Here is a 24,093-nt window from a genome sequence, read left to right as displayed (position 1 = left end):
GTTCCAGCCGCATCCGGAAAAGATCATCACAACCACTGCGTGCTTGCTTCTTTGGCTTCATCTCAATTCACCAGAAATGAGGGGGTAACAACCCTGATTCTGGCAAATTCCACGCTTTTTGAATACCCCAAACGTCAATATTTGTGCGGGTTTGGAGGGTATTTCAGGGGCGACTCCGTAGTCCCGCCGAGGGACTGGCAATGGCAGCGGGTGACGTATTGGTGGCCCCTTCCACAGACCCGGCCTAGACGCCCTTATTCCTCAAGGCGGGTGCGCTGATCATGGAGACCGGCGGCCACCTTTCCCCCGGCGCCATCGTGGCGCGGGAATTCGGCATCCCGACAGTGGTGAATCTGCCAGGCATTCTCGATCGACTTCACGACGGCAACCAGGTGGAAGTGGATGGAAGCCAAGGCACGTTGCGCCGCCTGTGATCGGATCAGTACAGCGATAGCCCCTGCCCGGTCAGGCTATTCGTATCCGCCGGCGGATTTACTCCGCAAAGAACTCCCGCACCTTATCCATCCATGATTTGGCACGGGGGCTGTGGCGAGGGCCATCTTCCTGATTGATCACTTCCAGTTCCTGCAACAGCTCTCTCTGACGCGCCGTGAGCTTGACCGGGGTCTCCACTACCACATGACATAATAGATCGCCCTGGTTATTGCTGCGCACACCTTTGATGCCCTTGCCGCGTAATCGGAATATTTTTCCACTCTGAGTTTCAGCGGGAATCCTGATTTTAGCGTGGCCGTCGAGCGTAGGAATTTCAATTTCCCCGCCGAGCGCTGCAGTGGTAAAGCTTATGGGCATTTCGCAGTGCAGATCATTGTGGTCGCGCTGAAAGACAGAATGAGGAGTGAGCTGGATAACGACATACAAATCCCCCGGAGGACCATTGTTGACCCCGGCTTCACCCTCCCCGGATAAACGGATACGGTCGCCTTCATCCACCCCGGCAGGAATCTTCACCGCTAGGGTCTTATGGTGCTTGACGCGTCCCGAACCGCCGCACGTAGCGCATGGGCTCGAGATAAATTTCCCGCTTCCATGGCATTTGGGGCAGGTTTGCTGAATCGAGAAAAACCCTTGCTGCATCCTGACCTGGCCGTGACCGTTGCAGGTGGGGCATGTAACGGGTGAAGTACCGGGCTTGGCGCCATTCCCATGGCAGGTTCCGCACGCATCCATCGTCGGGATGCGGATCTTGGTTTCCGTACCGCGTGCCGCCTGCTCCAGCGAAATTTCCAGGTTATAGCGCAGGTCCGCACCGCGATAGACATTGGCCTGCCCTCCACGCCCCCCGAAGAGGTCGCCGAATATATCGCCGAATGCGTCGGAAAATCCCTGGGCACCCGCGCCCGCCATATTGGGATCCACGCCGGCATGGCCATGCTGGTCGTATGCTGCGCGCTTCTTCGAGTCCGACAGTATTTCGTAGGCTTCCTTGGCCTCCTTGAAATGCTCTTCCGATTTGGGATTATCCGGATTGCGGTCCGGATGATGTTTCATCGCCAGTCTGCGATAGGCTTTTTTTATATCCTCTTCGCTGCTGTCGCGGTTAACGCCCAGAACTTCATAGTAATCGCGTTTGTTCATGTCAGTTTTAATGGAAAATCGGAAGTGCGGGGACGATAGCCGATACTGTTTTGCCTATTCCCGTAATAGGCAAAACGCAGAATGCAGAAGAATGGCTCTCCGCATTGCTGCGCTTTGACGTTTCTGTGCTTACTTATTTCTTGTTCTTGACTTCTTCAAACTCGGCATCTACTACCTCGCCTTCAACAGGTTTTTCGCCCCCGCCATGTGAAGCGTGCTCCGCACCCGGCTGAGCCTGCTGACCCTGCTCCTGCGAATACATCTTCTCCGCCAGTTTATGCGAGACCTCGGCCAGGGCCTGAGTCTTGGCCTCGATGACATCCTTGCTATCCGATTTCAGCGCATCCTCCGCCTCTTTCAGCGCATCTTCTATTTTGGACTTTTCATCGGCATCCAGTTTTTCGCCATGCTCCTTCAATGTTTTTCTCACCGAATGGATCATGGCGTCACACTGGTTGCGGGCGGTGACCAGTTCCAGCGTTTTATGATCCTCTTCGGCATGCGCCTCCGCATCTTTGACCATGCGCTGTACTTCCTCATCCGAGAGGCCGGAGCTTGCCTGAATCTTGATTTTATTTTCCTTCCCCGTCGCCTTATCCTTGGCGGATACGTGCAGTATGCCATTTGAATCGATATCGAATGCCACCTCGATTTGCGGCATGCCGCGCGGTGAGGGCGGAATATCGCTCAGATTGAATTGACCGAGGCTCTTGTTGCCGGACGCCATCTCGCGCTCACCTTGCAGTACATGAATGGTCACCGCAGTCTGATTTTCCTCGGCCGTCGAAAATACCTGTTGCGCCTTGGTCGGAATGGTGGTGTTTTTCTGAATCAACTTCGTCATCACACCGCCCAGCGTTTCGATGCCCAACGATAACGGGGTAACATCCAGCAGCAGCACGTCCTTGACCGAACCCTGCAACACACCACCTTGAATGGCCGCACCGACCGCAACCGCTTCGTCCGGATTGACGTCCTTGCGCGGTTCCTTGCCGAAAATTTCCCTGACCTTATCCTGAACCTTGGGCATACGGCTCTGCCCACCCACCAGAATAACGTCATCGATATCGGAAGTCTTTACTCCGGCGTCCTTGATAGCAATCCGGCAAGGTTCCATGGTTCGGTCGATCAACTCTTCCACCAGGCTTTCCAGCTTAGCCCGGGTAATTCTCACCGCGAGATGTTTCGGTCCCGAAGCATCCGCCGTAATGTAGGGCAGGTTGACCTCCGTTTGCTGACTGGATGAAAGTTCAATCTTGGCTTTTTCCGCCGAATCCTTTAGACGTTGCAGTGCAAGCATGTCTTTTTTCAGGTCTATGCCGGTTTCCTTCCTGAATTCATCCACTAGGTATTCGATGATGCGCGAGTCGAAATCCTCACCGCCCAGGAAGGTATCTCCGTTCGTGGCCAACACTTCAAACTGGTGCTCACCCTCTACTTCCGCGATTTCGATAATGGAAATATCGAAAGTGCCACCGCCCAGATCGTACACGGCGATCTTGCGGTCACCCTCTTTTTTATCCATGCCGAAAGCCAGGGCTGCCGCAGTCGGTTCATTGATGATGCGCTTGACTTCCAGGCCGGCGATGCGTCCCGCGTCTTTTGTCGCTTGACGCTGGGAATCGTTGAAATAGGCAGGAACGGTAATAACGGCTTCGGTAACGGGTTCACCCAGATAATCCTCCGCGGTCTTTTTCATTTTTATCAACACTTGTGCCGATATTTCCGGCGGGGCGATCTTCTTGCCGCGCACCTCTATCCAGGCGTCATTGTTGTCGGCCTTGACGATGCTATAAGGCACCATTTTGATATCCTTTTGCACCATCTCCTCGTTGAACCGACGTCCAATCAGGCGTTTCACCGCAAATAACGTGTTCTTGGGATTAGTGACCGCCTGACGTTTGGCTGAAGCACCCACCAGAATTTCGCCATCTTCCGTATAGGCGACAATGGACGGCGTTGTACGAGCCCCCTCTGAATTTTCTATGACTTTGGGCTTGCCGTTTTCGATGACAGCCACACATGAGTTGGTGGTACCGAGGTCAATGCCGATAATTTTTGCCATGATTTGGATCCTTGTTAGTAGTTGGTATCGAATATTCGGCTATGCGATATATTCGTCTGTGCAGAAAATGGGGATCAAGAATGTAATTTCAAGTCTCTCCGGCCTTGGAAACAGACACTAATGCCGGTCGAATCACCCGGTCGTTCAAAACGTAACCTTTCTGCATCACCTGTACTACCGTATTGGGGGCAAGGTCAGAATTTACCGTACACATAGCCTGATGCAGATGTGGATCAAATTTCGCACCTTCCGGATTGATCACCTTGATATTGAATTTTTCGAAAACGGTAGTCAGTTGCTTTAGCGTCAATTCCATTCCGCTCTTGAAATTCTCGACCGTCGCGTTTTCCACCGCCAATGCGGCTTCCAGGCTGTCCATCACTGCGAGCAGTTCAGTGGAAAAGTTCTCTACTGCATATTTATGGGCGCTGGCAATGTCTATTTGCGCACGCTTTCTTATATTTTCCGCATCCGCCTTGGCGCGCAACCATGCATCATGATGCTCCTCCGCATCGAGCTCGGCTTTTTTCAGTAACTGTTCCATACTCGGCATCGATTCTGTCGCCGGTTCCAGCGTCTTGTCTCCGTTGACTTTGGCTTCGGACGCGCTTGCTTCATCCGTCGCTGCAGTCAATTCCGTCGGGTCTGATTGGGGTCGATTCAATTCCGTCATGGCGCTTCTCCTAATTTCGTTCATCACTATATCGGGATAGTTTTTTCAATTTCAAGCTCTAGCAGTCTGTCGGACTTAAAGGAAATCGACTGCGAGTCTTCAAGCTCGACAGGCTGCTGGGGAATATCACGGCAGGCTGAGCAAGACCTCGGTTGGGCATGTTGCTGAAAGACCGGCAAGCATCACAGACGCTGCGCCCGCCTTGTATCTTCGGCTTGTACCCACTCGCCAAGCTGAAGATCGGAAACAAACCGGCACTCAAGAATCAGCTGTCTTCAATGCCGATTTTTCGGGCCAACGCAGCGGCATCGCCAATATAATTCTGTGGCATCATTTTGCGTAAGCGTATTTTTTCGCTTTCCGGCAGGGTGAGGTCATCGATAAATTTATGCAATGTCTCTTTATTGATACCCTCTTTGCCCCGAGTCAACTCTTTCAACTGCTCATACGAATCCGATATGCCATGGCGGCGCATTACCGTCTGGATCGGTTCGGCCAAAACCTCCCAGGCATTTTCCAGATCTTCCATCAAACGTTCCGGATTGACTTCCAGCTTGCTCAATCCGTTGCTGCAGGAACCATATGCCAGCAACGTGTGCCCCAACGCCACCCCCATGTTGCGAAGCACAGTGGAGTCCGTTAGATCACGCTGCCAACGGGATATCGGGAGCTTCTCGCTCAAATGGCGCAACAAGGCGTTGGCGATGCCGAGATTACCTTCGGAGTTTTCGAAATCTATCGGATTGACCTTGTGCGGCATCGTTGAAGAGCCAATTTCACCTTCTCTGGTTTTTTGCTTGAAGTAGGCAAGAGAGATATACCCCCACATGTCGCGATTAAAATCCAGCAGTACCGTATTGACACGGGCATAGGCGTCAAACAACTCCGCCATTGCGTCGTGCGGTTCGATCTGTGTCGTGTAGGGGTTGAATTTCAGGCCAAGTTTTTCTACAAACTCCTGCGCGAATTTTTCCCAGCCGAAAGCGGGGTATGAAGCGAGATGGGCGTTGAAGTTGCCTACCGCGCCATTGATTTTTCCCAGTATGGCCACGCCCGCCAGCCGTTCACGCGCCCGCAGCAGGCGATATGCGAAATTGGCAAGTTCCTTGCCAACTGTAGTGGGGGTGGCGGGTTGACCATGCGTTCGGGCGAGCATGGGCGTATCAGCCATTGCATGCGCCATCTGTATGAGCCTGCCGATGATTTTTCCCAACGCCGGCAACATTACTCTGTCGCGGCTGTGCATCAGCATCAATCCGTGAGAAAGATTATTGATGTCTTCCGACGTACACGCAAAATGGATGAATTGCGCGATTCGCGCGACCTCGGCATTCTTGATCAGACGTTCTCTGAGCCAGTACTCGACCGCCTTGACGTCGTGGTTGGTTCTTGCCTCGATGAATTTGACCGCTTCCGCGTCGGCCTCGGAAAAATTCGTCGCGAGCGCATCAAGCTGTGCAATGGTGGCGGGAGAAAATGGCGGCGCTTCGGCAATGCCTGGTGCGTTACTCAAGGCCTTGAGCCATTCTATTTCCAACTGGACACGGTACCGGATCAGCGCAAACTCGCTGAAGTACGGCCTCAGGTCTGCGACCTTTGCGCTATAACGCCCATCCAGGGGAGAGAGTGCGGTGAGAAAAGATGAATTCATGTTCTGTTTCCGGGTTATTGTCACCGGTAGGGCATTCTAGCAGCCTGTCGGACTTAAAGGAAATCGGTTGCAAAAGCGTCTGGACGGTTCATATCTCGCCGCTTTTTCGGCCAAACAGAAATAACTACTGGTCTTCAATATCCTCAAAACCCGCCCTCACCCGTTCACTTTTCCGCTGCGATTCTTCAAGCCCGACAGGCTGCCGGCATAGGCACTCGCCCGGACTATGTCATGCACCGCGCTGCGGAAAGCCGATATAATGCCTTTTGATAATTCCCCTCAAGGCTGATCATGAAGCTTATCGGATCGCTCACGAGTCCTTACGTTCGCAAGACGCGCATCGTTCTGGCTGAAAAACACATCGGTTATACTTTTGAGCTGGAGGCTCCCTGGAACGCCGATAGTCACGTATCGGATCACAACCCGCTTGGAAAAGTGCCGGTGCTGATTATGGACGACGGCACCAGCCTGTTCGACTCGCGCGTGATTGTCGAGTATCTCGATAGTGTCAATCCAGTATCCCGTTTACTTCCTGAATCCAACCGGCGCAGAATCATGGTCAAGCGCTGGGAGGCGCTAGCGGACGGCATTTGTGACGCCGCCGCCGCGATATTCCTCGAACGTAAACGGAATGACGCGCAACAAAGCGTGGAGTGGATTTCCCGCCAGCAGAAAAAAGTGATACGGGGCCTGGAAACCGCTGCTCACGAACTGAGTGATAAAAAATGGTGCGACGGGAACGTCTATACGCTGGGCGATATTGCATTAGGATGCGCGCTGGGTTACCTGGCTTTTCGGTTTCCTCAAATCGACTGGCGCGATACCTTTCCCAATCTTGCCGATCTTTCCGACAGGCTGGAAAAGCGCGCCGCCTTCATGGAGACAGTCCCGGTAGCCTGATAAATGGCTCAGGGAATCCTTACTCGTCTTCCCTCGCTTGATCGTCTGTAATTATCCCTCCCCCAAGACATACCTTGCTCTCATAAACCACCACGGATTGTCCCGGTGTCACGGCCCACTGCGGCTGAGCAAACTCGATTTCGCATTTGCTGTGATCAACATAAGCGATCGCACACGGGGCATCCGCCTGGCGATAACGGGTCTTGGCGGCATAAACCCAGTTGCAATGGGGCGCATGGCCGCTTATCCATGTCAGTTCGGCCGCGGTAAGCGAGGGCTTGAATAAATCAGGATGATCGTGCCCCTGCACCACGATCAGGACATTTCGCGCCATATCCTTGTTCGCAACGAACCAGGGTTCGCCACCGCCCTCTCTTGTTCCGCCAATGCCCAGCCCCTGCCGCTGGCCGATGGTGTAGTACATCAAGCCGGTATGCTCGCCCATGACGTTGCCAGCCGGCGTTTTTATCTCGCCCGGCTCATGCGGCAAGTAGCGATGGAGAAACTCCCTGAAAGGCCGTTCACCGATAAAACAAATCCCGGTGCTGTCTTTCTTGGAAAAATTGGGTAATTTGTAATCTCTGGCGATCTTGCGTACGTCGCGCTTGTAAAGATGCCCGATAGGAAACAGGGTCCGGGATAATTGCGCCTGGTTCAAACGATAGAGAAAATAGCTCTGATCCTTGGTTCCGTCTTCACCTTTCAACAACTGGAACATTCCGTTTTTTTCTTGCACCTGGGCATAATGACCGGTAGCGATAAAGTCGGCGCCGAGCCCGGCGGCGTGTTCAAGAAATGCCTTGAACTTGATCTCGGCGTTACATAACACATCCGGATTGGGCGTTCTCCCGGCCTGGTATTCCGCCAGGAAGTGGCTGAATACCCGCTCCTTGTACTCGACCGAAAAATTTACCGCTTCCAGCGGGATCCCGATGATATCCGCAACCGATGCGGCATCGATCAAATCCTGGCGGGACGAACAGTATTGGTCGGTGTCGTCATCTTCCCAATTCTTCATGAAGAGGCCGACTACGTCGTAACCCTGCTGTTTCAACAGCAAAGCGGCGACAGATGAATCAACCCCGCCAGACATGCCAACGACTACGCGCGTTTTGCTCATGGTTTAAACCTAAACCCGGCAGTCGGACGCGTATGCGTGTGAAAGGATTTCCAGTGGATAATGCTTTCCGGCCACATGGTCTTCGATGCATTTCATTACTAACGGACTGCGATGGCAATAGGTCGTCTCGCGGATTTCCTCGATGCCGAACCACCCCGCGCGCACTATACCCGTGTCTAATACCCGATCCGGATCAAAATCGATGACGGAACCGTTAAAAGCAAAACGAATGAAGGTAATGTTGTCCGTTTCGGAGTGCCAGTGATAGATACCCAGGACCGATTGCGGGACAAACGTGTAGCCCGTTTCCTCCAGGGTTTCCCGAATTGCGCCCTGAATGATCGATTCACCCGGCTCCAGGTGGCCCGCCGGTTGGTTAAACAGTAAACCGCTACCCGTTTGTTCCTCGACAAGCAGGTACTTTCCTTCTCTTTCGATGACTGCTGCAACGGTGACGTTGGGTTTCCAGATCATAATCTTTAACTTCGTTTATTGGAAAAATCGGATACAAGGATATATCGCAGCCGGCATTCTAGCGCCCTGATCAGGGGAAAGAAACAGCAAGTGGGATGGGCACTGTTCTCCGACGAGCCTGGCTATTTTTACATAGGTTGGGAAATATCGCCGTTAACGATTTTTCCGAGAAATCGTTTTCTGTGAAATTGGACTGATACCGATGTCGCCAGCATATCCGGCCGAGATAAGACGGGCGACTCAGCGCTGCAATCCGCATGCTTTCTCACGTTTGCCTGGTAGCATCGATTCCCAGTTCCAGACGGAATAAAGCATGTTAGCGCTTCTCTTCCAAATCCGGGTAAAATGTAGGGGTTTGACTAGCCAGTTAGCCAGTTTTCCGTTTACTCGTTTACTGTCTACGACAAACTCCACCGCTAACCGCTACCATCACCGAACACTCATATTGGAGAAACCATGTACCAGCACATCAAGCCGCCAGCCGAAGGCACGAAAATCCGCATAAATGCTGATTTTTCCCTGAGTGTGCCGGATAACCCCATTATTCCCTATATAGAGGGCGATGGTATCGGCGTGGATATAACGCCGGTAATGAAGGAAGTGGTGGATGCTGCAGTGAGTCGTGCTTATGGCGGAAAGCGCAAGATTACGTGGATGGAGATTTATGCTGGCGAAAAAGCCACTCGTATTTATGGTGAAAACGTCTGGCTGCCAGATGAAACATTGCAAGCCGCGGCGGAATATGCGGTTTCCATCAAGGGACCGCTAACCACCCCGGTAGGCGGGGGTATTCGCTCCATCAACGTCGCTTTGCGGCAGGAACTTGATTTATATCTATGCCTGCGTCCTGTACGCTATTTTCAGGGGGTACCCAGCCCGTTAAAGAATCCGGAAAAAACCGATATGATAATTTTCCGTGAAAATTCGGAAGACATTTATGCAGGTATTGAATGGGAAGCCGAGTCGGAAAATGCGAAAAAGATAATTAATTTTTTAACGGCGGAAATGGATGTAACCAAAATACGCTTCCCGCAAACATCGGGAATCGGTATCAAGCCCGTTTCCAGGGAAGGCACTGAGCGGCTGGTACGCAAGGCAATACAGTACGCAATTGACAACAAGCGCCACTCTGTGACACTGGTGCACAAGGGTAATATAATGAAATACACCGAGGGCGCCTTCAAAAATTGGGGCTATGAACTGGCTTCCAGAGAATTCAACGCCAGCCTGCTCGACGGCGGCCCGTGGATGAAGCTGCCGGAGGACAAAGGAGGCGTCATAATCAAGGACGTGATCGCGGATGCTTTTTTGCAACAGATTTTGCTGCGTCCGGAGGAATACGATGTAATCGCCACGCTGAACCTGAACGGCGACTATATTTCTGACGCGTTGGCGGCGCAGGTGGGTGGTATCGGCATAGCCCCCGGGGCGAACCTCAGCGATTCGATTGCAATTTTCGAGGCAACGCATGGCACTGCGCCAAAATATGCTGGCAAGGATCAGGTTAATCCGGGTTCCATCATACTATCCGCGGAAATGATGCTGAGGCACATGGGCTGGATCGAGGCGGCGGATCTGATTATCGAGGCGATTGAAAAAACGATCCAGGATAAAATTGTGACTTATGACTTTGCGCGTCAGATGACCCATGCGCAGAAGGTTTCGTGTTCGGGGTTCGGCCGGGCGCTGATTGAGCACATGCCGGCGTAGCTCATGATTAAAAAAGCCCCTTGGCGATTTCCGGCAAGGGGCTTTATATAATTTTGTATTGGATTACAGCATGATCGCGGCTAACCACGTCAGCCTGGAATCGTCAAACGTTAAGCAGACTGAATATTTGAAGCTTGTTTGCCCTTCGGACCTTGAGTAACCTCAAAACTTACTTTTTGACCTTCTTTAAGAGTTTTGAATCCGGACATATTGATTGCGGAGAAGTGAGCGAATAGATCTTCGCTACCATCATCCGGTGTAATGAAACCAAAACCTTTTGAATCGTTGAACCACTTTACTGTACCAGTTGCCATTTTTGCTTCCTATATAAAAAAACCGGGCCGGAAACCCGAACACTGTTTGAGTTTCAAGACCGCAAAACGGCTGTAACCGGTACTGCAGAGAACTTGAAGCCAAACGCCAAGAGCAGTTTTACGCAACTCTAGTATTCAAGTCAAGTGCTTAATCCACTTATTTTATAGAAATGCAACAGAATAATTTTCTGAGGGTACTTGAATATTTCGGTGTAATGGTCAAATATTATATTAAGAGGCAGAGATTTGCCCATTTCGCTCTAACTGATGAATAGCGAGACTGGAGACATGAAAGCAGGGAATCATGGAGATGTTGTACTGGAGGCTAAAAAGAGTAAACTCAAACCACCGCCAATGTTCAAGGTGATTTTGCTGAATGATGATTTCACGCCTATGGATTTCGTGGTGGCCGTGTTGCAGACTTTTTTTTCAAAGAATCGAGAACAGGCAACCCAAATCATGCTCAAAGTACATATGGATGGAGCGGGAATATGTGGAGTTTATCCCAATGATGTGGCTACCACCAAGGTTGAGCAGGTGGTCGCATTTGCGAGGCAGCATCAACATCCGCTAAGGTGCGTGATGGAGGAGACGTAAAATGATTGCCCAAGAGTTGGAAGTAAGTTTACACATGGCGTTTGTCGAGTCGCGACAGAAGCGGCATGAGTTCATAACGGTCGAGCACTTGTTATTGGCGCTGCTCGACAATCCGACCGCCGCGGAAGTGCTGCGCGCCTGCTCGGTGGATATGGACGATTTGCGTCGACTGCTGACAGAGCACGTTACGGAGAACACACCTACCGTGGGCGGCAGCGGCGAAGTGGATACACAGCCTACGCTAGGTTTTCAGCGCGTGATCCAGCGCGCGATTCTGCATGTCCAGTCTTCCGGGAAAAAAGAAGTCACCGGCGCCAACGTGCTAGTAGCGATATTTGGAGAGAAGGATTCCCACGCGGTTTATTTTCTTCATCAGAAAGGCATCACCCGTCTCGATGTAGTGAATTATATTTCTCATGGCATCAGCAAGGTATCCCAGGGAAGTCCCGCGAAATCCGAAAGCGAAGGCGATACAGACCAGGAAATGAGTGCGGGCGGCGCACTGGAAAGTTACGCGGTAAATCTCAACTCACTCGCGCTGGCGGGCAAGATCGATCCGTTGATTGGACGTGAGCGGGAGCTGGAACGCCTGATACAGACGCTATGCCGCCGCCGCAAAAATAATCCGTTGCTGGTGGGTGAAGCGGGCGTAGGCAAGACCGCTATCGCTGAGGGGCTGGCAAGGCGGATTATCGAAAATGATGTTCCCGAAATTCTTGCGCATCATCAGGTTTATGCGCTCGATATGGGCGCACTGCTGGCCGGGACTAAATACCGGGGGGACTTCGAACAGCGCCTGAAGGCGGTGTTGAAGCAGCTACTCGACAGTTCCAACGCCATTCTTTTCATTGATGAGATTCATACGTTGATCGGTGCGGGGGCCGCTTCCGGCGGTACGCTGGACGCTTCCAATCTTCTTAAACCGATACTTAATACCGGTCAGCTGAAATGTATCGGCGCAACGACTTACAGCGAATACCGGGGAATTTTTGAAAAAGACCATGCCCTATCGCGTCGCTTCCAGAAAATCGACGTACTCGAACCCAGCGTGGAAGAAACGGTCTCCATATTACGCGGCCTGAAAGCCCGTTATGAGGCGCACCATGGTGTCAAATATACGGCCATTGCGCTTACCACGGCGGCAGAATTATCGGCGCGCTTCATTAATGACCGGCATTTGCCGGACAAGGCGATAGATGTCATCGACGAAGCCGGTGCAGCGCAGCGTATTCTGCCGAAGTCGAAGCAGCGCAAGGTAATCAGCAAACATGAGATCGAAAACATCATTGCCAAAATTGCGCGAATCCCGGCACAAAATGTCTCCAGCGATGACCGGAGCACGCTAAAAGTGCTGGATCGAGATCTGAAAGCAGTGGTATTTGGTCAGGACAAGGCCATCAACGCGCTGACAGCGGCAATAAAGATGGCAAGAAGCGGCTTGGGCAATCCACAAAAGCCCGTTGGCTCATTTCTTTTTTCCGGCCCTACCGGCGTTGGCAAAACCGAAGTCGCACGGCAGCTAGCTTATGCATTGGGCATTCATCTTCACCGCTTCGACATGTCTGAATACATGGAGCGGCATGCTGTTTCACGCCTGATCGGCGCCCCGCCGGGATATGTCGGTTTCGACCAGGGCGGTTTACTTACCGAGGCCATCATCAAGCAGCCTTATTCGGTACTGCTACTGGATGAAATTGAAAAGGCGCACCCGGATATTTTCAATATCCTGCTGCAGGTGATGGATCACGGCACGTTGACCGACAATAATGGCCGCAAGGCGGATTTCCGCAACGTGGTAATTATCATGACCACGAATGCGGGCGCCGAAGCGCTCAGCAAGGCCTCCATGGGCTTCACCACAGGTGCGCAGGCAGGCGATGAGATGGCTGATATCAAACGCATGTTTACGCCTGAATTCCGCAACCGGCTGGATGCGATCATTTCCTTTGCATCCCTGAATACGGACGTGATTCTGCGTGTGGTGGATAAATTCCTGATGCAGCTTGAAACACAGCTGCACGAGAAGAAAGTGGAGGCGATATTTACCGATGCGCTGAGAGAATACCTCGCCAAAAACGGCGCTGATCCTCTGATGGGCGCCCGCCCCATGGCCCGGCTCATTCAGGACACTATTCGCAGCGCCCTGGCGGATGAGCTACTATTCGGACGTCTGGCCAACGGTGGCAAAGTGACGGTGGATATCGGTGCCGATAACAAGGTGAAACTTCAGTTTGAGGAAGAAGCCGCCGCTGCTGTATAAGCATTGATCTCATCAACGCAGTAAAAACAAAAAAGGCGCGATCAGCGCCTTTTTTGCGTCGGTAATGCCTGGGTAGTCTGAAGTTTGGCCGAACAACAGTTACTTACCTTCGGTTTCATACTTGAAAGACAGATTCACTCTTGCACGATACGCAGCGACCTTGCCATCCTCGATTACCATATCCAGCTTCACTATTTCCGCAACCCTCAGGTCGCGCAATGTTTTTGACGCCGTCTCGACGGCATTTCTGGCTGCGTCCTCCCATGAGGTCTGGCTGGTTCCGATTATCTCTGTAATTCGATAGATACTATCTCCCGACATGATTTTTCTCCTTCCAGGGTAAGCAATAAAAAAGGTTGCCGAGCGAACTCAGCGCAGCAATCTCAACGCGAATTTCAGTTTATGGCTAACCTCGGTGGATTGCAAATCCATGCTCGGTTACCGAGAGATGATATCAACCGCAGCCTGTATAAACCTGATCGGCGGCACTTGATCAGTCCTGCGGAGGCGTTTGCGCGTTACAGGTTGATAACGATATCATATCTGCGATTCAGTAGCGCTGCTCTCAAGCACAGCCGGTGCGCCAGCGCCGCTTGTCAGCCGGCAACTACGCGCTGGGTAATATATCCCAGTGCTTCATCCACCTGGTCGATGAGAATAAGGCATAACTCTCCGGCTTGCAGGTTGGCAAAGGCAGTATCGATCGCCACAAACTCGCCGCGAATCTCCTTGACGTCGCGGGCACGCTTCGCATTCTTCAGACCCTGCCGCAACAGGCTCAGCACTTCCCCATCGGCTCGGCCTCTTTGACACTTGTCCTGATAAAGCACCACCTCGTCAAAAGCATCACCGAGAATCTTGGTCTGTTGACGGATGTCCTCGTCGCGGCGATCGCCCGCGCCGCTGATCACGACTGAGCGCCGCTTGGCCGGCATCTTATCGATAGCGAGCACAAGCGCCCGGATTGCATCCGCATTGTGTCCGTAGTCTGCAATAAGCGTGGCGCCCCGGTGGCTGAAGAGATTGAAACGGCCTGGTGCGGTTTGCGTGTCGCTGACAAAACCAGCTAACCCGGCACGTATGACTTCCCAGTCGAGACCAAGCGCCCAGCCCGCTCCAGTGGCAGCCATTGCGTTTTCGATCTGGAATACGATGGCCCCGTTCTGCGTGAGAGGAATTCCCGCCAGCGTCAGGCGGTGTTCAACACCCGCTTCCGAAGCGACGATCGAATCACCATCGAGATAAATGACGCGCTTGCCTCGCACCCGATGTTTCACTATCACGGGATTGCGGGGATCACGGGCGAAAAATGTGACCGAACCCGGGCAGTGGGCCGCCATGCTTGCCACAAGGGGGTCAGCCGCATTGAGCACGGCGACGCCGGTACCCGGTGTAACATTTTGAACGACGATGCGTTTGACGGCAGTCAAATCCTCTACCGTGTTGACGTGTGAAAGGCCAAGATGATCGCCTCCACCGATATTGGTCACCACAGCTACTTGGCAACAATCGAAACCCAGTCCCTCGCGCAGCAGGCCGCCCCGCGCCGTCTCGAAAACCGCCGCATCGACATCGGGGTGAAGAAGAACTTTCTTTGCACTCTTCGGGCCGCTGCAGTCGCCCGTATCGATGCGCTGGCCTTCAACATAGACACCGTCAGTACTGGTCATGCCGACACGCATGCCCTGACATTCGAGGATATTGGCAATCAGGCGGACGGTGGTGGTCTTGCCGTTGGTTCCCGTTACCGCCACAACGGGAATGCGCGCGTCATCCCCGTCTTTAAACATATTGGCGATAATCGCCTCTCCTATCGCACGCCCTGTGCCAAATGAGGGTTGCAAATGCATGCGAAGGCCTGGCACAGCATTGATCTCTATTACGGCGCCGTGCTCTTCAAGCGGATTCGACACGCTGTCGCAGACGATATCCACGCCACAGATATCGAGGCCTACCATTCGGGCAGCGGCTTCCACGCGCGCGGCAAGCTCGGGATGAACGTCATCGGTGACATCGGTGGCTGTTCCCCCGGTGGACAGGTTGGCGTTATTGCGCAGCACAACGCGTTCGCCTCTGGAGGGCACGGATTCCGGAGCCAAACCCTTGGTAGCCAGTTGGGCAACCGTAATTTCGTCAAAATAAATTTTAGTCAGTGCGTTCGCATGACCTTCACCACGTCGCGGATCACTATTTATCTGCTCAACCAATTGGCTAATGCTGTGCATGCCGTCGCCGACAACCTGCGGAGGGTCGCGCCGAGCAGCCGCGATCAACTTATTGCCGACCACCAGCATGCGGTAATCATTACCGGGAACACAACGCTCAACCAGGACCTCGTCGCTGATCTCAGCCGCTACCGCGTAGGCAGCGTCCACCTGTTCCCGGCTGGTCAGGTTCACGCCTACTCCCCTGCCCTGATTGCCATCCCGCGGCTTGACAACGACCGGGCCGCCTATTTCACAGGCAGCTATCCAGGCATCTTCCGCACTCGCTACCGGTCTGCCTGCCGCAATCGGGATACCGGCATTGCTCAGCAACGTTCTGGTCAGCTCCTTATCCTGCGCAATGGATTCCGCCACGAGGCTGGTTCGCCCCGTTTCCGCAGCCTGAATACGACGCTGGCGACTGCCCCAGCCAAACTGGACCATACTGCCATCGGTCAGCCGGCGAAAAGGAATATCGCGTGCCACAGCCGCACGGACGATCGCGCCGGTACTCGGCCCAAAACGTATCTCTTCATACCGTTCATGAAGACGACCGACGGCATCGGCGATGTCGAAGAAAGTATCCTCAATGGCGGCACGGCATAAGGTTAACGCGAATTCGATGGCAAGCCTGCCTACCGATTCTTCGCTGTACTCGACAATGACTTGATAAACGCCGGCTTCCAGCGTGCGAGTAGTTTTACTGAAGATCACCGGGCAACCGGCCTGTGTCTGCAGGCCAAGCGCAGCGCGCCCGAGCGCATGCGCCATGATCCCAGCTTCGGGCTGGAATGCTGGCTGGAGCAAATCGATTTGCGGAAATCGGTCGCGCAGCCGTGTCATGAAGCCTCTGGTTTCTACGAGAGATCCGGTTTCACCGCAAGAAACTATTGCTTCTATGGCTGTGTGGCGACTCCACAAATTAGGCCCACGCAATGCGCGGATAGACGATACTTTCATTGAAAGTTCTCCTGGTGCTTCTTGCTCATCCGGAGGTGCTGCTGATATGCATCTGATTTCCATGTCTTATTGGATGCTCGCGAAATTTTCAATCCCAACACGTATGAGAGCCGGTTCGATACCGAGCGCCCACGCAGCGCCCACCGCCGCCAGGACATTCTCGACTTCCGGAACGGCATGGCCGCCTTGGGTAAGCGGAACATCCGCTACCTTCCCCAGCACCAACTCGCTGGAACCGGTAACGAGCAGAATTTTACCATCTCGAACTATCACGGCCCGCTTGGCCTGTGCGCCTTTTATCTCCGCCGTATCGGCTAAACAATGTTTCCTGATAACAGGCAACTCAGGATCGAGGCTGAAGTAAATGACCTCGCCGTTGCACAGTGCAGCCATTTCAACCAACATTGCCTCCCTGGCGTTGAGTACCGCAGCACCCGTGGGCAACACCACATCCACTTGAGTGCGCAGTACATCGAAAACCTGCTTGGCGGTTTCGATATAGTGCCGCCCATAGTGCCGTTTCAGCTCGACATTGGTAATGATACCTACATGACATCCGTCGTAGGCCAGACCCTCACCCAGAATGCTATCGCTACCATTTTCAAAAACCGCGGCTTCTATCGAACGATTCGTCAGGATGTTGTTAGCCGTCTTCCATTTAGCATGATCGCCCTTATGGACTTGCCTGCGGTCGAGGTAAAACCCATCGCTGCATGCCAGTCCCGTATGTTTGCCGGACAACGCGAGTAGATGAGCGATAAGGTGCGCCACTGTGGTTTTACCATAGCTGCCAGTAATGCCGACGACCGGAACCCGGCCGTCTCCCTGGTTGGGGAAGAGATGCTCGACGATAGCTTCGCCAACGGGGCGCGGCGTACCGATGACAGGTTTGATGTGCATCAGCAAACCGGGCCCGGCATTGACCTCGACAATCGCCCCTCCCTGTTCGGCAAGTGGACGGGAAATATCCCTGGCAACGAGATCGACGCCGGCAATATCCAGCCCGACGATGCGGGCCGCAAGTGAAGCAGCCGCAGCGATGCTGGGATGTACTTCGTCAGTCACATCAAAAGCATGATTGCCATTACGCTGAATCAGAACTTCAAGACCGGCTTGCGGTATTGAATTGATGGTAAAGCCCTGGCGGGTGATTTCCATCATCGTTACGCCATCGATGCTGACCGGATTCAAGGGATGGTCTTCGCTTGTCCCGCGGCGCGGATCTGAATTGATCTGGTGGCGTATCAACTCGTCAATGGTTGATCTACCATCGCCGATCACTGAGACCGAATCGCCTCGGCTGGCCGCCACGAGGCGTCCGCCAACCACCAGCAAGCGGTGTTCCGTACCCGGAACATAACGTTCGACCAATACGCCGTCACCTTCTTCCAAAGCAGCGCGATAAGCGGACTCGACTTCTTCCTGCCTGCTCAGCTCAATAAAAACGCCACGTCCATGATTGCCATCGCTGGGCTTGACCACGACCGGCAGACCTATGTCCTGGGCGGCTGCCCATGCGTCTTCCGCACTATGAACACTGCGCCCGTCAGGGACTGAAACGCCGCAGGACTGAAGCAACACCTTGGTCAGGTCCTTGTCCCGCGAGATGCTTTCGGCAATGGCCGGCGTGAGATCGGTCTCGGCTGTCCATATACGCTGGCTTCGAGCGCCATAGCCGAGTTGCACGAGATTTCCCTTGGCGAGAAGGCGGATGGCGGGAATGTTGCGGATGGCAGCAGCCTCGACGATACAGGCGGTAGATGGCCCCAGCCAGAGTGAATCCACCATGTCGCGCAGGCGCTCGATGGAATCCTTGACGTTATAGGGTTGGCCGTTGGGCTGCAAGTGTCCCATTGCCGCCAGCACCAACTCACGCGCCTCCGACAGAGCGCTACGCGCGATATTCTCATGCCAGGCGCTGACGGCAACCTTATAAACGCCACGCAAGGAAGTTTCTCTGGCTCTGCCAAAGCCGCCGTGCATGCCCGCGAGGTTTTGCAGTTCAAGCGTAACATGCTCGAGAATGTGGCCGGTCCAGGTGCCGTCCTTGAGTCGGCGCAGGAATCCACCGCGCTCTCCATAGCTGCAGCGGTGCTCGATCAGCGAAGGAAGCCAGGAAGAAAGGCGCTCGTAAAAACCGGGGATGGTATTTGACGGAAAATCCTCCAGATCTCCGATATCAACAATAGCCTCGAGCACCGGGCGAAGCGTCCAGATGTTAGGCCCATTCAGGTGGCGAACCTCAAGAAATTTAATGTCCCTGTTTGCACAATCGGTATTTGTATCCGCGTACGCCAGCATAAATAGGATTCTCGAAAGAGTAAGTTAAATCCGGACTAACGCGGCTGACGGAAATCGGTTTACAGCTAAGCAGTCCAGCGCTGCTGCATGCTTCAACCAGAATCCGGCAGTTGGACGGGATGGAGTGAGCTCACCAGAAAGGTCAAGCTCACAGGGCATGAAAAATCCTTTTCGGTTATAGCGCTTGGTTGACAAATGGGCTGACCAACGAGCTGAAGAATGAGCGGTCAACTACCGGATTCAGGTTCAAAGTCTGCTGCAAAAAGGTTTCAGATCCTCGGTCGTTCATCCGGATGCTCTCGCTCAGCTCGAGGCAGCCTGCACGATAGCAGGCATGACTCAGGTTTTTTATTGATAGCTGATGCCGCTATCTCGTGGCGTATCGGCTTGACGATTTTGGGGAACTCGATTGTGCCATGTGCGTCTTGCGATCGGCACTTCCAAAGTGGAAAAGTCTCGTGAATTTACCTTATCGTTTATGGCGCCCGGTTATTGCCCAATTATTGTCCGTTATGGATTGGTAACCCGATAAAGAATAAAGCATTCATCATACCAGCTTTAATTAATCTTATTAAACAATATGTTGCCTCCATCAAGGAAACTATTATTGTCGCCATTCAGCGACAATAATATTCAAATTGATACTAACCGGTTGATGAAATATGACTATCGTATGTCTCCTGTCAGCGACAATTCCATACAGAGCCTAATGAGACCAAAACGGGACAACATGAAAAGAACAACGACGTAAAGTCGACACACAAGATCAGCCTGTCTTGATGAGAAGTTGAGACATGCTGAGGCGGATTATCGCAAACTGTGAAAGCATTTTTGTGACACATCTCTTTTGTAGTCCGGGGGCTACAGGAAGCGATCCAGAATCCTTCGGCTGTGATGATCCAGAGCGAAACGGTCGCGGATGAGGAAGTGAATGCCCTGACTGTCCGTGACCAGCAGAGAGGGCGGCTTGAGCCTGCGAATGTATTCCTCCCCCTTGAGGATGAAAGCGGTTTCGCCCCGATCCGTTTCCACGTACCAAGTGCTGGGCGTAGCAAAACTTGAAACCTCATGGATACGCCTGATTTCCGGCATGAACTCCCGACCCGCAAGATCCGCTTCCACGAGTTTACGCATTTCGTCCGGCAGATCGCTTAATTTCTCGATCCAGGCGAGTTCGCGACCGTGCGAATCGATCAGGGCGATATCTCGCTCGGGCGCGGTAATCGGAAACGCTCGTACTGGAACTACGCCTTCCTGCACCTTCCCATCGTTCGCGACAAATACCAGTCGCCCGAACGTGTTACGGCTTAACAGATAATCAGGTTTGCCGTTCATTCTCGACCATCCTCGGCTTTGCGGTCGACATTCGGTCTACGCAAGTCATCCTCGGTATCGATGTTACGTGCCTGGGCCTCATAGAGGCTGTAGTAATGGCCTTTTCGTGACATAAGTTCTTCGTGGCTGCCGACCTCGATGATGCTGCCGCGGTCGAGTACGATGAGCCGGTTAGCATCGCGTAGCGTAGAGAGGCGGTGGGCAATCGCAATCGTCGTGCGGCCCCGCACCAGATTTTCGAGCGCTTTCTGGATTTCTTTCTCGGTGGTTGTATCGACAGAAGAAGTGGCCTCGTCGAGAATGAGAATACGAGGATCGATGAGCAGGGCGCGAGCAATCGAGATGCGCTGCCGCTCGCCCCCCGAGAGCGTCTGGCCTCGCTCGCCGACCAGGGAATCATAGCCGTGCGGCAGGCGCAGGATGAACTCATGGGCATGCGCTGCGCGGGCTGCGGCAACGACCTCCTCCAGGTCTGCATCCGGTTTGCCGTAAGCAATATTCTCGGCGATGGTTCCAAAAAACAGGAACGGCTCTTGAAGCACGAGCCCGATGTGCCGGCGGTATTCGGCGACCGGCAAGGAGCGAATGTCTACACCGTCCAGCAAAATTGCGCCTTCGGTTACATCATAAAATCGGCAGATCAGGTTGACAAGCGTGCTCTTGCCTGAGCCGCTGTGCCCCACGAGACCGATCATTTCGCCCGGCGCAATGGTGAGGCTGATATCCTGTGTCACGGTGCGGGTACCATAACGGAATCCAACATTGCATAACTCGATCCGACCTTCAACGATCATATCAATTGCTGCCATCAGGTTCGCTCAGCACAAGGAATCCAACATTGCATAACTCGATCCGACCTTCAACGATGGGTAAATGCACGGGATGCGCAGGATCCGGCACGCTGGAAACGTGATCGAGGATTTCGAAGATACGCTTGGTGCCGGCCGCTGCTTTCTGCGTAAACGAGACAATGCGGCTCATCGAGTCCAGCCGCATGTAGAAACGGCTGATGTAGGCAAGAAAAGCGATAAGCACGCCCACCGTGATTTCGTCCCTGGATATCTGCCAGATGCCGAACACCCACACCACGAGCAAACCGACTTCGGTTAATAGTGTCACGGTCGGCGTGAACAATGACCAGACCTTGTTGACCCTGTCGTTGACTTCCAGATTATGATCGTTTGCCGAGCGGAAGCGTGCCGCTTCGCGTTTCTCCTGCGCAAACGCCTTCACGACGCGTACGCCGGGGATGGTATCGGCAAGCACGCTGGTAACCTCCGCCCAGGCGCGGTCGACTTTTTCAAATCCCGTTCGCAGCCTGTCGCGCACCAAATGGATCAGCCAGGCGATAATCGGCAGGGGCATCAGCGTTACCAGCGCCAGCCAGGGGTTGATTGAAACCAGGACGGCTACTGTCATGCCGATCATCAACACGTCAGTAAAAAAATCAAGCAGGTGTAGCGACATGAAAACGTTGAGGCGATCGGTCTCGGAGCCGATGCGCGCCATCAGGTCGCCCGTGCGCTTTCCGCCGAAATAGGCATGTGAAAGTTTGAGGAGATGCTCGTACGTGGCAGTGCGCAAGTCGGCGCCGATACGCTCTGAAACAAGTGCCAGCATATATGTTCGCGACCAGCCCAACACCCATGCCAGAACTGCGGCACCCAGCAGGCCGGTCAGATAAAATATGACCAGATCAATATCAATCGGCTTGCCGTTCTGATAGGGAATCAGAATATTATCCATTAGCGGCATGGTCAGATAGGGCGGCACCATCGTTGCAGCCGTGCTGCCCAACGTCAGCAAGAATCCGGCAAGCAATCGTCCTTTATAGGGTTTGGCAAAGCGCCACAAGCGGAACAGCGTCCAGGTCGACGGCGGCGTTTCGGTTTCCCGGCTGCAGACCTCGCACTCTTCCTGCCCCGGCAATAGGGGTGTATCAAGCGCCCTCTGGCATTTTGGGCAGAAAGCCTGAGCAGGCGCCGACGGAACCTCGCCGGTAAGTTGATGGTTGAGTTGCAGGTTGAAACTCTCGATCAAGCGCCCAGCTGCAGTATCCGCGCCAAGCGTGTAGCGCCAGTGAGCAAGCAGTGAATGCTCATCAAGAAGCTCAAGGCTGCCAATACCGGCGTGATCGTAGCGCGCCAACGTCAATCCGGGACGATAAGGCCATTCCTGCCAGGTTGTATCCCTGCCTGATGTCGCTAACAGGCGTTTATTGGTAACAACAATCAGGCCGGATGCAAAATACAGTTGGGTATCAAGATCCGTCTCAAGCCAGGCCAGGACATTTTCTTCCTGGTAAAGCCGTGATTCAACGCTTGTAATCCAGGCGGACGGCAGAATGAGCGGCGGCCTGCCGGGCAGGTGGCCGGCAGGCAAAATCGGCAAAGACTTGGAGTGTGGCGTTGTCAATCTGGTGAATGGACCAAAAATTTTCTTTACTCAAAAGCGGGTTGCCGCTACGCGACATTGCTCATCGTTTCCATGGGCCGATATACAGATCCTCGCATGTCGCTGTCGCCAATACAGTTCCTTAACATCGGCCTTCATTCAATCGATGACGATTTCGGGCTCCCTGCAGGCGATTCTTGATGGACTGGAGGCGCCTAGTTGGGATCAGCTTCGTTGGGATCAAGCGGATTATGCCCTATCGAAGTTGTTATGTTACTTACATTCAAGCTCTGGTTCTGCTTCATGATTCTCCCGTGCTCCAAGGATGGCGCCTGCAGTCACCGCCGCCAATCCCGACAGCGTCAGCAGGGACAGCGGTTCCCCCAGAATGGGCACAGCAGCCAGCGCGGATGCGACAGGCACAAAAGCCATCAGCAAAGCCACTGTTTGGGAACCAAGGCGGCTCACCGCGAAGGTAAAAAGCAGCATAGCCAGGAATACCACTACTACGCCCTGATATATTGCCTGAACGGCAATTTCGTTGACAGGTGCCTGGCCAAGCGTACTGGGCAGGAACAACCACCAGATCGGCAGATAGACTACCGCGCTACCCAGCGTAGTCGCTACCGTCGCGGCAAGCGGCCGTATCGGGTAGCGGCTGAGCAGCAGCGTGAAGACGGCCCAGGATGATGAACCGCATAGTAAGAGCAGGTCGCCAAGAATTTGCGTATGGGTGAGTTTCGGTCCGCGAGAAAACGAGTCTACGGCAATCAATACGATTCCGGCAAAGACAATGACCAGCGCAATGTGGCGTTTTCTCAATGGCCTCTGCCCAAGCCATAACCATGCAATGATCGCCGTCAAAAAAGGCAGTGCGCCAGGCAATAGCACAGAAGCATGAGCAGCCGGCGTTATGCGGAATGCAGCATACACGACGATAGCATAACCTATGCCGCCGAACAGCGAGAACAGCACGATCACCTTGAATGGCGGCAGCAGAATCCGTGGCAAAAAAAAGACCGCGATGCAGGCGCCGACACCAAAACGCAGCGCCGCGATGTCCCAGCTTGTCAGCATGCCTGTGCCACCCAGACGCGTAACCAGGATGAAGCCGGTCCAGATGCACATGCTTAAGAAAGCCGCGATCCAACCGCTACGAGAATGTGCTGCTGGATTCACGATGTTAACCACTGTCGGCAAGATATCCAAATACGAAAACTATAGCCGGAACGCGGCAATAAAGGCTATCACTCTAGCGGAACGGCGGGGCGTTTTTGTCAAATACTATAGGGAGGAGAAGGCAGTGCCGGGGGAAGCTTCCTGAAAACTTCAGATATAAGCCCATACGCCATGCATTTTGCGTTGCTATGGGCAAATGCTTATCGTGGATGAGGGTTGACCTGAACCCGATTCATCGCCCGTGCCTAATAGCTTGTGCTAACTCAACCCATCATAAATTGTGGTTATCCAGGGTAATGGATAAACAATATTGGAAATAAACCGCATGACTCGTTGGGCCAAATAACTCAGCAATAC

Annotated in this window: 16 protein-coding genes and 2 pseudogenes; 5 read left to right on the top strand and 13 right to left on the bottom strand. The window is 53.4% G+C overall.

The window, feature by feature from the left end; all coding sequences use genetic code 11:
* Positions 1-263: 263 nt before the first annotated feature.
* Positions 264-434: pseudogene (locus BLP78_RS15995) on the top strand (PEP-utilizing enzyme); the annotation flags it as partial.
* A 58-nt stretch (positions 435-492) separates the two neighbouring features.
* Here the strand turns inward: BLP78_RS15995 and dnaJ are convergent.
* The 4 genes from dnaJ to purB all read right to left on the bottom strand — a co-directional run bounded on the left by dnaJ (position 493) and on the right by purB (position 5,988).
* A complete protein-coding gene (gene dnaJ, locus BLP78_RS07825) occupies positions 493-1,599 on the bottom strand; it encodes a molecular chaperone DnaJ (protein ID WP_090458168.1) in 1,107 nt (368 codons plus the stop codon).
* A 133-nt stretch (positions 1,600-1,732) separates the two neighbouring features.
* A complete protein-coding gene (gene dnaK, locus BLP78_RS07820; protein WP_090458166.1) occupies positions 1,733-3,664 on the bottom strand; it encodes a molecular chaperone DnaK in 1,932 nt (643 codons plus the stop codon).
* An 88-nt stretch (positions 3,665-3,752) separates the two neighbouring features.
* Entirely contained in the window at positions 3,753-4,337 is a 585-nt protein-coding gene (gene grpE, locus BLP78_RS07815; RefSeq protein ID WP_090458164.1) for a nucleotide exchange factor GrpE, read from the bottom strand.
* A 265-nt stretch (positions 4,338-4,602) separates the two neighbouring features.
* A complete protein-coding gene (purB, locus tag BLP78_RS07810) occupies positions 4,603-5,988 on the bottom strand; it encodes an adenylosuccinate lyase (protein WP_090458163.1) in 1,386 nt (461 codons plus the stop codon).
* Positions 5,989-6,279: 291 nt separating this feature from the next.
* Here purB and BLP78_RS07805 point away from each other — a divergent pair, with 291 nt between their 5' ends.
* Positions 6,280-6,888, top strand: coding sequence for a glutathione S-transferase (locus BLP78_RS07805; RefSeq protein ID WP_090458161.1), 609 nt, complete (start codon positions 6,280-6,282; stop codon positions 6,886-6,888).
* Between the two features lie 19 nt (positions 6,889-6,907).
* Here the strand turns inward: BLP78_RS07805 and mnmA are convergent, their stop codons facing one another.
* Together mnmA and BLP78_RS07795 are read right to left on the bottom strand one after the other, a co-directional pair.
* A complete protein-coding gene (mnmA, locus tag BLP78_RS07800; RefSeq protein ID WP_090458158.1) occupies positions 6,908-8,008 on the bottom strand; it encodes a tRNA 2-thiouridine(34) synthase MnmA in 1,101 nt (366 codons plus the stop codon).
* A 9-nt stretch (positions 8,009-8,017) separates the two neighbouring features.
* On the bottom strand, positions 8,018-8,482 hold the full coding sequence (locus BLP78_RS07795) for an NUDIX hydrolase (protein ID WP_090458156.1): 465 nt from the start codon (positions 8,480-8,482) through the stop codon (positions 8,018-8,020).
* A 456-nt stretch (positions 8,483-8,938) separates the two neighbouring features.
* On the opposite strand from BLP78_RS07795, the gene icd reads away from it, so the two are divergent.
* On the top strand, positions 8,939-10,192 hold the full coding sequence (icd, locus tag BLP78_RS07790; RefSeq protein ID WP_090458153.1) for an NADP-dependent isocitrate dehydrogenase: 1,254 nt from the start codon (positions 8,939-8,941) through the stop codon (positions 10,190-10,192).
* 110 nt (positions 10,193-10,302) lie between these two features.
* On the opposite strand, the gene BLP78_RS07785 is transcribed toward icd, so the two are convergent.
* The gene (locus BLP78_RS07785) at positions 10,303-10,506 is read right to left on the bottom strand and encodes a cold-shock protein (RefSeq protein WP_004174375.1); all 204 of its coding nucleotides are present in this window, start codon (positions 10,504-10,506) and stop codon (positions 10,303-10,305) included.
* Between the two features lie 288 nt (positions 10,507-10,794).
* Here BLP78_RS07785 and clpS point away from each other — a divergent pair, with 288 nt between their 5' ends.
* Together clpS and clpA are read left to right on the top strand one after the other, a co-directional pair.
* A complete protein-coding gene (gene clpS / locus BLP78_RS07780; protein WP_072767224.1) occupies positions 10,795-11,103 on the top strand; it encodes an ATP-dependent Clp protease adapter ClpS in 309 nt (102 codons plus the stop codon).
* Between the two features lies 1 nt (position 11,104).
* Entirely contained in the window at positions 11,105-13,363 is a 2,259-nt protein-coding gene (gene clpA, locus BLP78_RS07775; RefSeq protein WP_090458151.1) for an ATP-dependent Clp protease ATP-binding subunit ClpA, read from the top strand.
* A gap of 99 nt (positions 13,364-13,462) precedes the next feature.
* On the opposite strand, the gene BLP78_RS07770 is transcribed toward clpA, so the two are convergent.
* The 6 genes and pseudogenes from BLP78_RS07770 to BLP78_RS07745 all read right to left on the bottom strand — a co-directional run bounded on the left by BLP78_RS07770 (position 13,463) and on the right by BLP78_RS07745 (position 23,736).
* Positions 13,463-13,684: a dodecin family protein gene (locus BLP78_RS07770; protein WP_090458149.1), complete on the bottom strand. Its 222-nt coding sequence runs from the start codon at positions 13,682-13,684 to the stop codon at positions 13,463-13,465.
* A 275-nt stretch (positions 13,685-13,959) separates the two neighbouring features.
* On the bottom strand, positions 13,960-16,527 hold the full coding sequence (gene cphA / locus BLP78_RS07765; protein ID WP_090458147.1) for a cyanophycin synthetase: 2,568 nt from the start codon (positions 16,525-16,527) through the stop codon (positions 13,960-13,962).
* A gap of 66 nt (positions 16,528-16,593) precedes the next feature.
* Positions 16,594-18,828 (bottom strand): cyanophycin synthetase, encoded by a 2,235-nt coding sequence (cphA, locus tag BLP78_RS07760; RefSeq protein ID WP_090458145.1) that lies wholly within the window; start codon positions 18,826-18,828, stop codon positions 16,594-16,596.
* An 861-nt stretch (positions 18,829-19,689) separates the two neighbouring features.
* A complete protein-coding gene (locus BLP78_RS07755; protein ID WP_025041885.1) occupies positions 19,690-20,163 on the bottom strand; it encodes a cyanophycin metabolism-associated DUF1854 family protein in 474 nt (157 codons plus the stop codon).
* Positions 20,160-22,530 (bottom strand): annotated as a pseudogene (locus tag BLP78_RS07750) (ABC transporter ATP-binding protein). The gene BLP78_RS07755 and the pseudogene BLP78_RS07750 overlap by 4 nt, the downstream one beginning before the upstream one ends.
* A gap of 300 nt (positions 22,531-22,830) precedes the next feature.
* Positions 22,831-23,736 carry a DMT family transporter gene (locus tag BLP78_RS07745; protein WP_090458143.1) on the bottom strand — a complete coding sequence of 302 codons (906 nt, stop codon included), beginning with the start codon at positions 23,734-23,736 and terminating at the stop codon, positions 22,831-22,833.
* Positions 23,737-24,093: the final 357 nt, after the last annotated feature.

The sequence above is a fragment of the Nitrosospira sp. Nsp1 genome (assembly GCF_900100985.1).
Lineage (GTDB): Bacteria > Pseudomonadota > Gammaproteobacteria > Burkholderiales > Nitrosomonadaceae > Nitrosospira.
Note: the sequence above shows the minus strand (reverse complement) of the source record. Positions and strands in the feature narration are given on the sequence as shown.

Excerpts from the sequence above, each read along its gene's own strand:
- mnmA (WP_090458158.1), bottom strand. The coding sequence starts at position 8,008 with ATGAGCAAAACGCGCGTAGTCGTTGGCATGTCTGGCGGGGTTGATTCA.
- icd (WP_090458153.1), top strand. The coding sequence starts at position 8,939 with ATGTACCAGCACATCAAGCCGCCAGCCGAAGGCACGAAAATCCGCATA.
- clpS (WP_072767224.1), top strand. The coding sequence starts at position 10,795 with ATGAAAGCAGGGAATCATGGAGATGTTGTACTGGAGGCTAAAAAGAGT.
- cphA (WP_090458147.1), bottom strand. The coding sequence starts at position 16,527 with ATGAAAGTATCGTCTATCCGCGCATTGCGTGGGCCTAATTTGTGGAGT.
- dnaJ (WP_090458168.1), bottom strand. The coding sequence starts at position 1,599 with ATGAACAAACGCGATTACTATGAAGTTCTGGGCGTTAACCGCGACAGC.
- cphA (WP_090458145.1), bottom strand. The coding sequence starts at position 18,828 with ATGCTGGCGTACGCGGATACAAATACCGATTGTGCAAACAGGGACATT.
- BLP78_RS07785 (WP_004174375.1), bottom strand. The coding sequence starts at position 10,506 with ATGGCAACTGGTACAGTAAAGTGGTTCAACGATTCAAAAGGTTTTGGT.
- BLP78_RS07805 (WP_090458161.1), top strand. The coding sequence starts at position 6,280 with ATGAAGCTTATCGGATCGCTCACGAGTCCTTACGTTCGCAAGACGCGC.
- BLP78_RS07755 (WP_025041885.1), bottom strand. The coding sequence starts at position 20,163 with ATGAACGGCAAACCTGATTATCTGTTAAGCCGTAACACGTTCGGGCGA.
- grpE (WP_090458164.1), bottom strand. The coding sequence starts at position 4,337 with ATGACGGAATTGAATCGACCCCAATCAGACCCGACGGAATTGACTGCA.
- BLP78_RS07770 (WP_090458149.1), bottom strand. The coding sequence starts at position 13,684 with ATGTCGGGAGATAGTATCTATCGAATTACAGAGATAATCGGAACCAGC.
- clpA (WP_090458151.1), top strand. The coding sequence starts at position 11,105 with ATGATTGCCCAAGAGTTGGAAGTAAGTTTACACATGGCGTTTGTCGAG.
- BLP78_RS07795 (WP_090458156.1), bottom strand. The coding sequence starts at position 8,482 with ATGATCTGGAAACCCAACGTCACCGTTGCAGCAGTCATCGAAAGAGAA.
- dnaK (WP_090458166.1), bottom strand. The coding sequence starts at position 3,664 with ATGGCAAAAATTATCGGCATTGACCTCGGTACCACCAACTCATGTGTG.
- purB (WP_090458163.1), bottom strand. The coding sequence starts at position 5,988 with ATGAATTCATCTTTTCTCACCGCACTCTCTCCCCTGGATGGGCGTTAT.